The following is a 13,894-nucleotide window of genomic DNA, read 5'->3' as shown; positions in this document are numbered from 1 at the left end:
TGACCAGGCAGGCACTGCGACCGGATTCCCTAAGATATGGTGAAAGCAGTTGGGCGCATCTTCTTCGAATGCAAGCTCCGAAGAAGGCAAGCGGCTCCAGACCGGATCTGCCGGCGCAAGCGTCGGCAAACCGGGCATTTTAGCTGCCCTTGTTCCACCCTCCGGATTACCCATGAATCGCCGTTCCGTCCCCCCCTTCACGCTGCAGCAGGCCGCCGAAGGTTCGCCCACCCTGGCGAGCCTGATCGCCCGTGCGCGCGACGCGAGCGAGCGGCTGCGGGCGGTCGAGGGGCTGATTCCGCCGGCCATGCGACCGGCCGTGCAGGCCGGCCCGGCCGAAGGCGACGTGTGGTGCCTGCTGGTCAACGGCAGCGCGGCCGCCGCCAAGCTGCGCCAGCTGTCGCCGATGCTGGTCAGCCGGCTGCGCAGCAAGGGCTGGGACGTGAACACGATCCGGATCAAGGTGCAATCCGGGCGTTGACCGGAACGAACGGGCCCAGGCCTGCCGCCAGCTACTTCCACCCGAACTCGTGGTTCAGCCCGACGACGAAGCCGCGCACGCCGCCGGGCCCCGTCCTGGAGGCGCTCACATCCACGCTGACCTGCGGCGTGAGGCTGAAGCGCCCGCCGACGCGCGAAGTCCACACACCCGAAGCGCGGCTGCGCTCGGCGATCAGCGAGACCTTGTCATCGAGCGCCCACTCCGCCGCCAGCCCGCCGCGCGGCGTGCGCGCGCCCGTGCCGGTGGCCCAGTCGGCGCCGAGGTTGGCATGGACCTGCAGGCTGTCCGCGGGACGCCAGGTGACCGGCAGCACCAGTTGCCCGCCGGCACGGCCGCCGCGCCTGAGGTCGAACACGGCGCCGAGCGACAGCGCCGCGCTCAGCGGCGCATCGGCCGCGGGTCCGTAGAAATTCCATTTGAGCTGCGGCCCCGCAATGACCGAGTGCACGCCCTGCGCCGACAGCCGGTCGGCATTGAGCCCGAGCTCGACCGGCCCGACACGGCAGGACGGACCGATGTGCAGCCCGTTCACCGGTTCGGTGCCGGTGCGGCCCCACCAGGCTTCGTACTGGCACTGGCCCGGATCGAGCATGCCGGCGTCGTCGACGTCGAAATGGCCTGCCGCGTGCGCACCCGCGCTTGCCACCAGGCAGGCCGCCACCCACGGCCAGGCAGGTTGCGGCCGTCGAATGGTTGTTGTTCTGCGTCTGTTCTTTTTCATCGCCCGTCATCCCGAAGTCCCCGGCATTCTAGGGAGGGCAAAAGTCGCCGCGGCGGCGCGGCGCCCGCGGGGCCGATTCTCAGATCTCGAACTGCGGCTGCAGCTCGCGGATGCGCTTGATGGCCACGCCCGCGGCGGCGGTGCGAGTCTCGACGCCGAGCTTCACGTACACCCGCTCCAGGTGCTTCTTGGCCGTGGCGGGGCTGCTGCCCAGGATCTCGCCGATGTCCTTGTTGGTCTTGCCCTTGACCACCCAGTAGAGCACTTCGGCCTCGCGCGCCGTAAGCTTCAGGCTCAGGCTCATGGCCTCGATCACGGCGGTGTCGGAGACCTCGCGCATGACGATCATCCATTCGTCGCCGTCGTCGTCCTGCCCGGTCTGCCGATGCAGGCGCAGGCTCAGGCTGCTCGCGCTCGCGCCCTGGGACGGGCCGGCGGAACCCTGCACGATGGAAAGCGCCGGCGGCTCGATGCCCTGCTGCCTGGCCTCGGGCGCATGGCGCCGCAGCCATTCGAGCACCACCGGCGGCGTCTCGGGCGCGCGGGTGTCGCAGTAGCGCTGCAGCAGCTCGCGCGCGAGCGCCGTCTGCCAGATCAGCTTGCCCTCGGGCAGGCGCACCGTGATGCTCGCGTAGCCGAAGGCGTCGAGCGCATTGCGCGCCTGGCCGGCCTGGCGCGCGTCCTGCCGGGCGCGGCGGGCGCCCTGCAGGTGCACGTTCATTCGGGCCAGCACTTCCTTGGGTTTGATCGGCTTGGTGACGTAGTCGACGCCGCCGGCCTCGAGCGCGGCCACCAGGTGCTCGGTTTCGGTGAGGCCGGTCATGAACACGATGGGGATGTGCGCCGTCGCGGCATCGGCCTTGAGCCGGCGCGCCACCTCGAAGCCGTCGATGCCCGGCATCATCGCGTCGAGCAGCACGATGTCGGGGCGCGCCTGCGCGGCGCGCTGCAGCGCCTGTTCGCCGTTGGTGGCAATGAGCACGGTGTAGCCCGACTCGTCGAGCGCATCGTGCAGCACCGCGAGGTTGTCGGGCACGTCGTCGACGATCAGCACCAGGTCGCTGTTGGCGCCCTGTTCGCGCAGCGTTCTTGCAAGCGGTGTGGTTTCCATGGACTTGTTGTTCTTCAGGCCGCGCTGACCGCGGCAGCCAGCGCCCGGCTCATGGCCTCGAACTGGAACTGGCGCGCGAGCACGCGCTGCGCCTCGGTCCAGGCCAGGCATTCGGGCTCTTCGGTATCGATCTCGTCGAGCTGGTTCATGATGCCGCGAAAGTAGCCCAGGTTCACCGCTTCGTCGAGTGCGCGCAGCCGCGCCAGCGAAGGCGCCCGCATGGCGCGCGCCGCGGCGGTGGGCGCGGGCTTGGCCGCCGTGTCGGTCCACCGCAGGCCGAGGCGGCGCTCGAGCCAGTCGAGCAGTTCCGTGTGGCGCACCGGCTTGACGAAGAAGTCTTCCGGCGCAATGCCCACGTCGTTCTCCAGGCCCTTGTCGAAGGCATTGGCCGAGACGATGGCCACGCAGGCATCGGCCAGGCCGAGCCTGCGGGCCCGGCGGATCGTCTCCCAGCCATCGATGCCCGGCATCGCGAGGTCGACGAACATCGCATCGGGGCGGTAGCCGGCCGCGACGAGGTCGAGTGCATCGTGGCCGCTGGCGGCGCTGCGCAGCTCGAAGCCGAGCGGCGCCAGCACGTGGCCGAGCAGTTCGCGGTCGGCCTCCTCGTTGTCGACCACCAGCAGCCGCCGGCGCGGGCCTTCGTAGCCGCGCCGCGCAGGCTGCAGCGGCACCGGCCGGCCCGGGGCGCCGGCCGCATCGTGCACGCGCGGCAGGAAGAGCCGCACGCAGAAGAGCGAACCTTCGCCCGGGGTGCTGCGCACCTTCATCTCGCCGCCCATCAGGTCGGTCAGCATCTTGGCGATGGTGAGGCCCAGCCCCGCGCCAGGCGTGGAGGCCGCGGCCGCATCGCCGCGCGTGAAGGGCTCGAAGATGCGCTCGATGTCTTCGGCCGTCATGCCGGGGCCGGTGTCCTCGATCTCGACCGAGGCGAATTCGCGTGCATAGGACAACCTCAGCGTCACCTCGCCCGCGGCCGTGAACTTGATGGCATTGCCCAGCAGGTTGATGAGGATCTGGCACACGCGCTTCTCGTCGGCGCGCACCACCTCGGGCAAGCTGCCCGTGGTCTCGAAGCGGAAGCGCAGGCCCTTCTCGGCCGCCTGCAGCTCGAACATGTCGGCCAGCTCGCGCAGGGTGTCGGCAAAACGCATGGGCCTGGCATGCAGCGTGAGCTTGCCGGCCTCGATGTGCGCAATGGCCAGCGTGCCCTCGATGAGCGACAGCAGATGCTCGCCGCCGCGCTTGATCACCGCCACCGCCTGCTGGCGGTGCGGCGGCACGGACTGGTCCTCGCCCATCAGCTGCGCGTAGCCCAGGATGCTGTTGAGCGGTGTGCGCAGCTCATGGCTGATGGCACTGATGTAGCGGCTCTTGGCCTGGTTGGCCTGGTCGGCGGCGCGCCGCGCCTGCTCGGCCGCGAGCTTGGCCTGCTCGGCGACTTCGCGCGCCTCCTCCGCGGTCTGCTTGGCCGACTGCAATGCGCGGTCGGTCGCGTGGTGCAGTTCGATCTCTCGCATCAGCAGATGGGTCTGGCGGTTCGATTCTTCCTGCGCGACTCTCCGGCTCTGGTGCGCCAGCACCAGCCACCAGGCCACCACGCCCGCAATCACCAGCAGCGCCATGTACGCCTTCAGAAAGCCCGAGCGCAGCGCGGACTGCTGCACGCCGGCCAGCGCCTCGGCCAGTTCCGACTGCGAGGCGAGCTGCTGCGCGCTCTCGGCCAATGCGCGCAGCTCCTGCTGGTAGAGCACGCCGAACACCACCGCCAGCACCGGCACGATGATCAGCATCAGCAGCAGGAAGTGCCCCAGCCCGGTGTCGAGGTAGCGCCAGCTGAAGCGCGGCAGCAGCCAGCGCAGCACCGACGACCATTGCGCCGACAGGCTCGCATGCGGCTTGCACAGGTCGCCGCAGCGCGCGTCGAGCGTGCAGCACAGCGAGCAGATTGCGCCCTGGTAGGCCGGGCAGTGAGCCATGTCGGGGCCTTCGTACTCACGCTCGCAAATCACGCAGTGCTGCACTTTGAGGCGCTGGTAGCTGCCTTCCGCGCCACCCTCGTCCACAGCGTGCTCGACCCGTGCCCAGCGCACCGCGCGCGGGCCCGCGGCCGGCGCGAAGGCGACTGCGCCATGGCCGGCCGAGCCCCGCGCCAGGTAGTACTTGCCGCCCGTGGCCCAGGCCAGCAGCGGCGAAACCACCAGCGCCGTGCCCAGCGCGATGAGCGCCGAGAAAGCCTGCGCGAGCGGCCCGAACACGCCCAGGTGCGCGGTGATCGACAGCACCGAGGCCAGCGCCATCGCGCCGACGCCCACCGGGTTGATGTCCCACAGGTGGGCCCGCTTGAACTCGATGCCCGGCGGCGACAGGCCCAGCGGCTTGTTGATGACCAGGTCGGCCACCACCGCCATCATCCAGGCGATGGCGATGTTGGCGAACAGGCCGAGCACGTCGCCCAGCGCCTCGAACACGTTCATCTCCATCAGCATGAAGGCAATGAGCGCGTTGAACACCACCCACACCACGCGCCCCGGATGGCTGTGCGCCACGCGCGAGAAGAAATTGCTCCAGGCCAGCGAGCCCGCATAGGCGTTGGTCACGTTGATCTTGAGCTGCGAGATCACCACGAACAGCGCGGTCGCGGCCACGGCCCAGCCGTAGTTCGGAAACACGTACTCGTAGGCCGCCAGGTACATCTGGTTGGGATCGACCGCCCGCTCGACCGGCACCATGTGCGTGATCGCCAGATAAGCCAGCAGCGCGCCGCCCAGCATCTTGACCACGCCCAGCACCACCCATCCCGGCCCGCCGGCCAGCACGCCGGCCCACCAGCGCCGCGCACCCGCGGCGGTGCGCGCGGGCATGAAGCGCAGGTAGTCGGCCTGTTCCCCCATCTGGGTGATCAGCGCGATGCCGACCGTCAGCGCCGCGCCAAACAGGTGCAGGTCGAAGCCTTTGGCGCCGGCCTTCACACCGTTGTAGTGCACGATGCCCGCGAACGCACCAGGATCGCGCACCAGCACGAAGACAAAAGGCACCACCAGCATCACCAGCCAGAGCGGCTGGGTCCACAGCTGCAGCCGGCTGATGGCCGAGACGCCGTGCGTCACCAGCGGAATCACCACCAGCGCGCACACCAGGTAGCCCCAGACCGGCGGCACGCCGAGCGCGAGCTCGAGCGCATAGGCCATCACCGCCGCTTCGAGCGCGAAGAAGATGAAGGTGAACGATGCGTAGATCAGCGAGGTGAGCGTGGAGCCGATGTAGCCGAAGCCCGCGCCGCGCGTGAGCAGGTCCATGTCGACCCCGTAGCGCGCGGCATACACGCTGATCGGCAGGCCCGCCAGGAAGATGATGAGCCCCGTGGCCACGATGGCCCAGAACGCGTTGGCGAAGCCGTACTGCACCAGCAGCGTCGCGCCCACCGCCTCCAGCACCAGGAACGAGGCCGCACCGAAGGCCGTGTTCGCCACGCGCCATTCGGACCACTTGCGAAAGCGCTGCGGCGTGTAGCGCAGCGCGTAGTCCTCGAGCGTCTCGCTCGCCACCCAGCTGTTGTAGTCGCGCCGCACCTTGACGATGCGCTGGGGCGCGTCATCGGGGCTGGAGGTGGCGGCATCGGGGTTCACACCGTTTCGGTGCATCTTTCGTGCCATCCATACGTCTTTTGGCGAACACCGGCACGACTGTTGCAAAGACGAAGCCTGCCCAATAATGGCCGACCTCCACGCCACCCGAAGCCGCCTCCCATGGAACTGACCCCGCGCGAAAAAGACAAGCTGCTGATCTTCACCGCAGCACTGCTGGCCGAGCGCCGCAAGGCGCGCGGGCTGAAGCTCAACTACCCCGAAGCCGTCGCGCTGATCTCCGCCGCCGTGATGGAAGGCGCGCGCGACGGCAAGAGCGTGGCGGCGCTGATGAGCGAGGGCCGCACCGTGCTCACCCGCGCCGACGTGATGGACGGCATCGCCGAGATGATCCCGGACATCCAGGTGGAGGCCACCTTTCCCGACGGCACCAAGCTGGTCACCGTCCACCAACCCATCGTCTGACTTTCCCTACAGAACAAGAAAGCCTGCCATGCGCCACAACGCTTCCAAGACGCTTGCCCTCATTGCCATGCTGCTGCCGCTCGCAGCCGGCGCCCATACCGGCGCCGACGGCGGCGTGCACCACGGCTTTGCCACCGGTTTCCTGCACCCGCTGACCGGCGCCGACCACCTGGCGGCCATGGTCGCGGTCGGCCTCTGGAGCGCGCTGGCCGCGCGCCGCGCCTGGCCCGACCTGCTGTGGGCACCGCTGGCCTTCGCGGGCATGCTGCTCGTGGGCGCGCTGATGGGGCTGGCGGGCGTGCAGCTGCCGGCGGTCGAGCCGATGATCGCGGCCTCGCTGCTGGTGCTGGGCCTGCTGGTCGCCACACGCATCCGCCTGCCGGCCGCAGCGGCTGCGGCGCTGGTGGGCCTGTTCGCCGTCTTCCACGGCGTGGCGCACGGCCACGAACTCGCGGGCGAACAGGGCGCCGCCCTCACGCTGGCCGGCATGGTCGGCGCCACCGTGCTGCTGCACGCAGCGGGCATCGCCGCCGGCTGGGCGCTGCGCCACGCCAACGCATGGCTGCCGCGCATGGCCGGCGCCGCAGTGCTCGGCCTGGGCGCAACGCTGCTGGCACAGGCCATCTGAGGCGGGCCATGATCCCCGGCGAACTCTTCACCGACGACGGCGAGCACACGCTCAACCCGGGCCGCCGCACCCTCACGCTGGTGGTGCAGAACACCGCCGACCGGCCGATCCAGGTCGGCTCGCACTACCACTTCGCCGAAACCAACGGCGCGCTCGGCTTCGACCGCGAGGCCGCGCGCGGCATGCGGCTGAACATCGCCTCGGGCGCCGCGGTGCGCTTCGAGCCGGGCCAGCAGCGCACGGTCGAGCTCGTCGACTTTTCGGGCGATCGCATCGTCTACGGCTTTCGCGGCCTCGTTCAAGGAAAGCTCTAAGCCATGGCAACGATTGGACGGCGTGCGTACGCCGAGATCTTCGGACCCACCGTGGGCGACCGGGTGCGGCTCGCCGACACCGAGCTCGTCATCGAGGTCGAGGCCGACTACACGCTGCGCGCCGGCGGCTACGGCGAGGAAGTGAAGTTCGGCGGCGGCAAGACGATCCGCGACGGCATGGCGCAGTCGCAGCGCACCAGGGCCCAGGGTGCGGTCGACACGGTGCTGACCAACGCGCTGATCCTCGACCACTGGGGCATCGTGAAGGCCGACATCGGCCTGAAGGACGGGCGCATCGCCGCCATCGGCAAGGCCGGCAACCCCGACGTGCAGCCGGGCGTGGACATCGTCATCGGCCCCGGCACCGAGATCATCAGCTGCGAGGGCAACATCGTCACGGCCGGCGGCATCGACAGCCACATCCACTTCATCTGCCCGCAGCAGATCGAGGAAGCACTCGCCTCCGGCATCACCACCATGCTGGGCGGCGGCACCGGCCCCGCCACCGGCACCTTCGCGACCACCGCCACGCCCGGCCCCTGGCACATCGAGCGCATGCTGCAGGCCGCCGATGCGTTCCCGATGAACCTGGGCTTCCTCGGCAAGGGCAACGCGAGCCTGCCCGATGCGCTGCACGAGCAGATCGAGGCCGGCGTGATCGGACTCAAGCTGCATGAAGACTGGGGCACCACGCCTTCGGCCATCAGCAATTGCCTGGACGTGGCCGACGCCACCGACACGCAGGTGGCGATCCACAGCGACACGCTCAACGAATCGGGCTTCGTCGAGAACACCATCGCGGCCGTGGGCGGCCGCGCGATCTGCGCCTTCCACACCGAAGGCGCGGGCGGCGGCCATGCGCCCGACATCCTGCGCGTGGTGGGCGAGGACAATTTCCTGCCCTCCTCCACCAACCCCACCATGCCCTACACCGTGAACACGCTCGACGAGCACGTCGACATGCTCATGGTGTGCCACCACCTGGACGCCGGCATTGCCGAGGACCTGGCCTTTGCCGAGTCGCGCATCCGCAAGGAAACCATCGCCGCCGAGGACGTGCTGCACGACCTGGGCGCGATCAGCATGTTCAGCTCCGACAGCCAGGCCATGGGCCGCGTCGGCGAAGTGGTTCTGCGCTGCTGGCAGACCGCGCACAAGATGAAGCTGCAGCGCGGCAAGCTGCCCGAGGACAACGAGCGCAACGACAACTTCCGCGCGAAGCGCTACGTGGCCAAGTACACGATCAACCCCGCCATCTCGCACGGCATCGCGCACGAGGTGGGCTCGATCGAGGTCGGCAAGTGGGCCGACATCGTGATCTGGAAGCCCGCCTTCTTCGGCGTGAAGCCCTTCACGCTCCTCAAGGGCGGCACCATCGCCATGGCCGCCATGGGCGACCCCAACGCATCGATCCCCACGCCGCAGCCGGTGCACTACCGCCCGATGTTCGGCAGCTACGGCGGCTCGCTGGCCAGGAGTTCGCTGACCTTCGTCTCGCAGGCCGGGCTGGCCGCGGGCATCAAGGAACGCTATGGTCTTTCGAAGCACCTGAGCGCGGTGAAGAACATCCGCAACGTGCGCAAGAAGGATCTGGTCCACAACGGCTACACGCCGAAGATGGAGATTGATGCGCAGACCTATGCGGTGCGCGCCGACGGGCATCTGCTGACCTGCGATCCGGCGGTGCAGCTGCCGCTGACGCAGCGGTATTTCCTGTTCTGACGCGAAGCCTGCGGGGCCTTGAAGCGCCCCTCGGGCATCCCCTTGACAGGCTGCGTATCCTCACAGGTATTCATCCTGTCGTTTCACGCCTCCTGGGGCGTTCCATCCGCACCATGCTCACCGCCAACAAACTCATGCCCCAAGGCCGCGGCCTTGCGCCCGTGCTGCTCAAGCGCGCCGCCACCGTCGAACTCGACTGGGACGTGCGCCAGAAAAGCCGCTTCGACGCCACCGATTCGCAGGGCCGGCAGATCGGCGTGTTCCTGCCGCGCGGCACCGCCGTGCGCGGCGGCGATGTGCTGGTGGCCGAGGACGGCTCGCTGGTCCGCGTCATCGCGGCGCCGCAGCCGGTGCTGCGCATCACGCATTGCACGGCCCACGGCACGCCGTTCGACCTGACGCGCGCGGCCTATCACCTGGGCAACCGGCATGTGCCGATCGAGCTCAAGCCCGACCACCTGAAGATCGAGCCCGACCATGTGCTGGCCGACATGCTGCGTTCGATGCACCTGATCGTCGTGGCAGTCGAGGAAGCCTTCGAGCCCGAGGGCGGCGCCTATGGCTCGCACGAGCATTCGCACGGCGCCGGCCACGATCACGCGCACGACCATGGTCACGCGCACGGCAGCAGCAAAGGCCCGAAGCCGCTCGTGCTCGCACCGGAACTGCTCGATGACCATGACCATTCGCACGATCACGACCACGGCCACCACGGGCACTCTCACTGAAATGAGATCCTGCTTGTTGTTTCGCCGCGAGCACCCCACAACACAGCGCGCGGCGAAAAGCTGACATGCCCGACGCCCGCAGCCTCCTGCAGCTCATCTGGCTCGCCTCCCCGGCCCTGCCCGTCGGCGGCTTTTCCTATTCGGAAGGCGTCGAGGCGGCCGTCGAATGGGCCGGCATCGATTCGGAAGCCAAGGCCATCGAGTGGCTCTCCGACCAGTTGCACCTGAGCTTCGCGCGCGGCGACCTCGCGCTCGTGGCACAAGCCATCCCGGCCTGGCGCGCGGGCGATGCGGCGCGCATCCGCGAACTCAACGCATGGGTGATGACCACCCGCGAGTCGGCCGAATTCTTCCTGCAGACCGAGCAGATGGGCCGCTCCTTCGTCGAATGGCTCAAGCTGCACCACGGCGACACAGCTGCCGTTTTTGCCGACCTGCCCGCGAGCTATCCCATCGCCTTTGCCTTTGCCGCGAGCCGCACCGGTGCCTCGGTGCACGACGGCTGCCTGGCCTTCGCCTTCGGCTGGGCCGAGAACATGGTGGCCGCGGCGGTCAAGGCCGTGCCGCTGGGCCAGAGCGCGGGCCAGCGCATCCTGGCGCGGCTCGCCAACGAGATTCCCGCCGCCGTCGAGCGTGCGACAAGCCTCTGCGACGATGAACGCCAGGCCTTTGCGCCTCTGCTGGCCGTGTTGTCGGCCCGCCATGAAACACAATATTCCCGCCTTTTCCGAAGCTGATCGAACCGGACAACCTCCATGACCTCCGCCCTGCACCACATTCCCCACCGCACCAAGAAACTGCCGCCGCTGCGCGTGGGTATCGGCGGCCCGGTCGGCTCGGGCAAGACCACGCTGCTCGAGATGCTCTGCAAGGCCATGCGCGACAAGTACGACCTGGTCGCCATCACCAACGACATCTACACCAAGGAAGACCAGCGCCTGCTGACCGTGGCCGGTGCCCTGCCCGCCGAACGCATCATGGGCGTGGAGACCGGCGGCTGCCCGCACACCGCCATCCGCGAAGATGCCTCGATCAACCTCGAGGCCATCGACCGCATGCTCGAGGACTTTCCCGATGCCGACGTGGTGTTCGTCGAATCGGGCGGCGACAACCTCGCGGCCACCTTCAGCCCCGAGCTGTCGGACCTGACGATCTACGTGATCGACGTGGCGGCCGGCGAGAAGATTCCGCGCAAGGGCGGCCCCGGCATCACCAAGAGCGACCTGTTCGTCATCAACAAGACCGACCTCGCCCCCTACGTCGGCGCGAACCTCGACGTGATGGAACAGGACACGCAGCGCATGCGCCGGCAGCGGCCCTACGTGATGACCAACCTCAAGACCCACGCCGGCGTGGCCGAAGTGGTGGCGTTCATCGAAAAGCGCGGCATGCTCGGCGCGGCCTGAGCGGGCCGTTACGTCAAGAACCCGCGGCGCAAGCTGGGCGCCGCCACGCCCTCGCACGACTGGATCCGCCCGGTCTACAACGTGGGGTTTGCGTGAGAGGCGCCGGGGCCAGGCTGAGCATTTCCCGCCAGCGACTCGATCAGCGCGCGCGAAGCGGAGGAGAGCCGCCGATGCGGCGCGTAGATCACTGAAAAAGGCCGTGTGCGCCCGCGCGCCTGCGCCAGCAGTTCGACGGCCCGGCCCTGTGCAACGAGATCGCGTGCGATGAAATCGTAGGTCTGGCAGATGCCCAGGCCGCTCAGGGCCAGCGAGACCACGCCAAGCACATCGTCCGATACCTGCAGGCCGCCATGGGGAAGCCAGTCCACGTCGCGCCCGTCCTCGCGCAGCAGCCAGGGCGATACACGGCCGGTGCTCGGCATCACGAAGGGCAGGCAGCTGTGATGCGCAAGCTCCGCGATGCTGGCCGGCGCGCCTGCGCGTGCGACGTAGCCCGGCGCCGCGAGCAGGCACATCGGCGCGTCTTCGAGCTTGTGCGCGACCAGGCCGCTGTCGGGCAGTTGGCCCAGCCGGATCGCAAGGTCGTAGCCCTCGGCCACCAAGTCCACGTTCCGGTTGGTGATGTTCAGTTCGACGCGCACCTGCGGGTGCCGCGCGGAAAACCGCTGCAGCAGCGCCGGCAGCCGATGGTGGCCGTAAGTGGTCGGCACGCTCAGGCGCACGCTGCCCGCCAGCTCGTCGCCCTGGCCCTGCATCGCGCGCTCCGCATCGTCGATCAGCGCAAAAGCCGCGCGCGACTGCTCGAGGTAGGCCCGCCCCTGCTCCGTGAGGCTCAAGCGCCGCGTCGTGCGGCGCAGCAGTTGCACGCCCAGCCGCGTTTCCAGCCGGGTGATGGCACGGCTGAGCACCGACGGTGTGGTGGCCAATGCCACGGCAGCGGCCGTCATGGAACCCTTCTCGACCACCGTGACGAAGGTTTCCACATCTGCCAAGTGATCGAATCGCCGTCCCATTCTGACTTTTGAAGAACAAATGTTTTCCCTGAAGGCCAGTTTATCTCCTTAACAGCCATCAATACAGTCAAGCCATCCATCGGGCGATCCGGCCCGCGTTTTTTTCTTCAAGGAGCACACGATGACTTCAACCGCCGTATCCGGGCCAGTCCGCCCCGTCCTGATGGTGCTCACCAGCCACGGCACCAAGGGCACCACCGGCGAGCCGACCGGCTTCTATCTGGGCGAACTGACCCACCCGCTGGCCGAACTCGAGGCCGCCGGCATTCCGTTCGAGCTCGCCTCCATCCAGGGCGGCGAGCCGCCGGTCGACGGCCTGGACCTCGATGACGCAGTCAACGCGCGCTACTGGAACGACGGCGCGTTCCGCCAGGCTTTGCGCCACACGCGGCGCCTGGACGATGTCGACAGCTCGAAGTACGCCGCAATCTTCTTTGCCGGTGGCCACGGCGCGATGTGGGACTTCCCGGCAAGCCCTGCGGTGGCCCGCGTGACGCGCGAAATCCACGAGGCAGGCGGCGTGGTCGGCGCGGTATGCCATGGCCCCGCGGCGCTGGTCAACGTGACGCTTGGCAACGGCGCCTACCTGGTCGCGGGCAAGAACCTCAGCGCCTTCACCGACGACGAGGAACGCGCAGTCCAACTCGACAAGGTCGTGCCTTTCCTGCTCGCCAGCACGCTCACGCGGCGCGGCGCACATCACCATCCGGCGCCCGACTGGACGGCCAAGGTCGTCGTCGACGGCCGGCTCGTCACGGGGCAGAACCCGCAGTCGGCCGCAGGCGTCGGCGCCGCGATGCGCGAACTGCTGCTGCGCCAGGACTGAACGCGACGCGTCTTCAGCGTGGGCCTCGAGCTGCTCGAGCGCCTGAAATAAATCTATCAAGGAACCCATCATGGATCTGCAACTCAAGGGCAAGACTGCCATCGTCACCGGCGCGACGGCCGGCATCGGACTGGCCATCGCCAGCACCCTGGCGCGCGAAGGCGTGTCGGTCACGATCACCGGGCGCAGCCGCGACAAACTGGATGCCGCGGCGGGCCGGATCGCGGCCGCCGCGCCGGGCAGCAAGGTGACGGTCGTGGTCGCCGACCCGAGCACCACACACGGCGCGGCGCAGCTGATCGAGGCGCAGCCGGACACGGACATCCTCGTGAACAACCTGGGCTTCTACGAAGCCAAGCCCTTCGCCGAAATCACCGACGAAGACTGGCTTCGCATGATCGACGTCAACGTGATGTCGGGCGTGCGCCTGTCGCGCCACTATTTCCCGCGCATGCTGCAGAGAAACTGGGGACGGGTGATCTTCATGTCGAGCGAGGTCGGTGCATTCACACCGCCGGACATGGTGCACTACGGTGTCAGCAAGTCGGCGCAGCTCGCGGTGTCGCGCGGCATGGCCGAGTTGACCAAGGGCACCGGCGTCACCGTCAACAGCGTGCTGCCTGCCGCCACCCGCTCCGAAGGCATCGTGGACTACCTGCGGCAGACGGCGCCACGCGCCGGCATGAACGATGCCGAAATCGAAACCCATTTCTTCCAGACCTACCGGCCCAGTTCGCTGATTGCCCGAATGATCGAACCAGACGAGATCGCGGCCATGGTGGCGCTGCTGGCCAGCCCCCTGGGCGCTGCGTCCAACGGCGCCGCCGTGCGTGTCGAAGGCGGCACCTTCCGTTCAATCCTCTGACCCGGA

General features: G+C 68.6%; 14 protein-coding genes. 10 read left to right on the top strand and 4 right to left on the bottom strand.

Annotated features, from left to right (window positions below; all coding sequences use genetic code 11):
- Positions 1-172 precede the first annotated feature (172 nt).
- Complete coding sequence (locus tag IB278_RS01835; RefSeq protein WP_145740424.1) at positions 173-481, top strand: DciA family protein; 309 nt, start codon at positions 173-175, stop codon at positions 479-481.
- A 31-nt stretch (positions 482-512) separates the two neighbouring features.
- Here IB278_RS01835 and IB278_RS01830 read toward each other — a convergent pair whose 3' ends face one another.
- The 3 genes from IB278_RS01830 to IB278_RS01820 form a co-directional block, all read right to left on the bottom strand.
- Complete coding sequence (locus IB278_RS01830; protein ID WP_225612653.1) at positions 513-1,223, bottom strand: hypothetical protein; 711 nt, start codon at positions 1,221-1,223, stop codon at positions 513-515.
- 79 nt (positions 1,224-1,302) lie between these two features.
- Positions 1,303-2,334, bottom strand: coding sequence for a response regulator transcription factor (locus IB278_RS01825; RefSeq protein WP_145740422.1), 1,032 nt, complete (start codon positions 2,332-2,334; stop codon positions 1,303-1,305).
- Between the two features lie 14 nt (positions 2,335-2,348).
- A complete protein-coding gene (locus IB278_RS01820) occupies positions 2,349-5,978 on the bottom strand; it encodes an ATP-binding protein (protein ID WP_192322485.1) in 3,630 nt (1,209 codons plus the stop codon).
- A gap of 105 nt (positions 5,979-6,083) precedes the next feature.
- Here IB278_RS01820 and IB278_RS01815 point away from each other — a divergent pair, with 105 nt between their 5' ends.
- From IB278_RS01815 to ureG, 7 genes are all read left to right on the top strand, one after another.
- Positions 6,084-6,386 (top strand): urease subunit gamma, encoded by a 303-nt coding sequence (locus IB278_RS01815; RefSeq protein WP_015867014.1) that lies wholly within the window; start codon positions 6,084-6,086, stop codon positions 6,384-6,386.
- Positions 6,387-6,414: 28 nt separating this feature from the next.
- Positions 6,415-7,014, top strand: a complete 600-nt coding sequence (locus IB278_RS01810) for a HupE/UreJ family protein (RefSeq protein ID WP_145740415.1) — start codon at positions 6,415-6,417, stop codon at positions 7,012-7,014.
- Between the two features lie 8 nt (positions 7,015-7,022).
- Positions 7,023-7,328 (top strand): urease subunit beta, encoded by a 306-nt coding sequence (locus tag IB278_RS01805; RefSeq protein ID WP_192322484.1) that lies wholly within the window; start codon positions 7,023-7,025, stop codon positions 7,326-7,328.
- 3 nt (positions 7,329-7,331) lie between these two features.
- Positions 7,332-9,050: an urease subunit alpha gene (gene ureC, locus IB278_RS01800; protein WP_192322483.1), complete on the top strand. Its 1,719-nt coding sequence runs from the start codon at positions 7,332-7,334 to the stop codon at positions 9,048-9,050.
- A 113-nt stretch (positions 9,051-9,163) separates the two neighbouring features.
- On the top strand, positions 9,164-9,778 hold the full coding sequence (gene ureE / locus IB278_RS01795; RefSeq protein WP_192322482.1) for an urease accessory protein UreE: 615 nt from the start codon (positions 9,164-9,166) through the stop codon (positions 9,776-9,778).
- A 65-nt stretch (positions 9,779-9,843) separates the two neighbouring features.
- Positions 9,844-10,515: an urease accessory protein UreF gene (locus IB278_RS01790; RefSeq protein ID WP_192322481.1), complete on the top strand. Its 672-nt coding sequence runs from the start codon at positions 9,844-9,846 to the stop codon at positions 10,513-10,515.
- A gap of 18 nt (positions 10,516-10,533) precedes the next feature.
- Entirely contained in the window at positions 10,534-11,184 is a 651-nt protein-coding gene (gene ureG, locus IB278_RS01785) for an urease accessory protein UreG (RefSeq protein WP_145740407.1), read from the top strand.
- Between the two features lie 74 nt (positions 11,185-11,258).
- Here the strand turns inward: ureG and IB278_RS01780 are convergent, their stop codons facing one another.
- Positions 11,259-12,197, bottom strand: coding sequence for a LysR family transcriptional regulator (locus IB278_RS01780; protein ID WP_192322480.1), 939 nt, complete (start codon positions 12,195-12,197; stop codon positions 11,259-11,261).
- Positions 12,198-12,318: 121 nt separating this feature from the next.
- Between IB278_RS01780 and IB278_RS01775 the strand changes: the two genes are divergently transcribed.
- Together IB278_RS01775 and IB278_RS01770 are read left to right on the top strand one after the other, a co-directional pair.
- Complete coding sequence (locus IB278_RS01775) at positions 12,319-13,023, top strand: type 1 glutamine amidotransferase domain-containing protein (RefSeq protein ID WP_145740403.1); 705 nt, start codon at positions 12,319-12,321, stop codon at positions 13,021-13,023.
- Positions 13,024-13,093: 70 nt separating this feature from the next.
- A complete protein-coding gene (locus IB278_RS01770; protein ID WP_145740401.1) occupies positions 13,094-13,888 on the top strand; it encodes an SDR family NAD(P)-dependent oxidoreductase in 795 nt (264 codons plus the stop codon).
- Positions 13,889-13,894 lie beyond the last annotated feature (6 nt).

This window comes from Variovorax sp. VRV01, from assembly GCF_014852545.1.
Lineage (GTDB): Bacteria > Pseudomonadota > Gammaproteobacteria > Burkholderiales > Burkholderiaceae_C > Variovorax > Variovorax beijingensis_A.
This window is presented reverse-complemented; position numbering and strand designations above follow the sequence as displayed.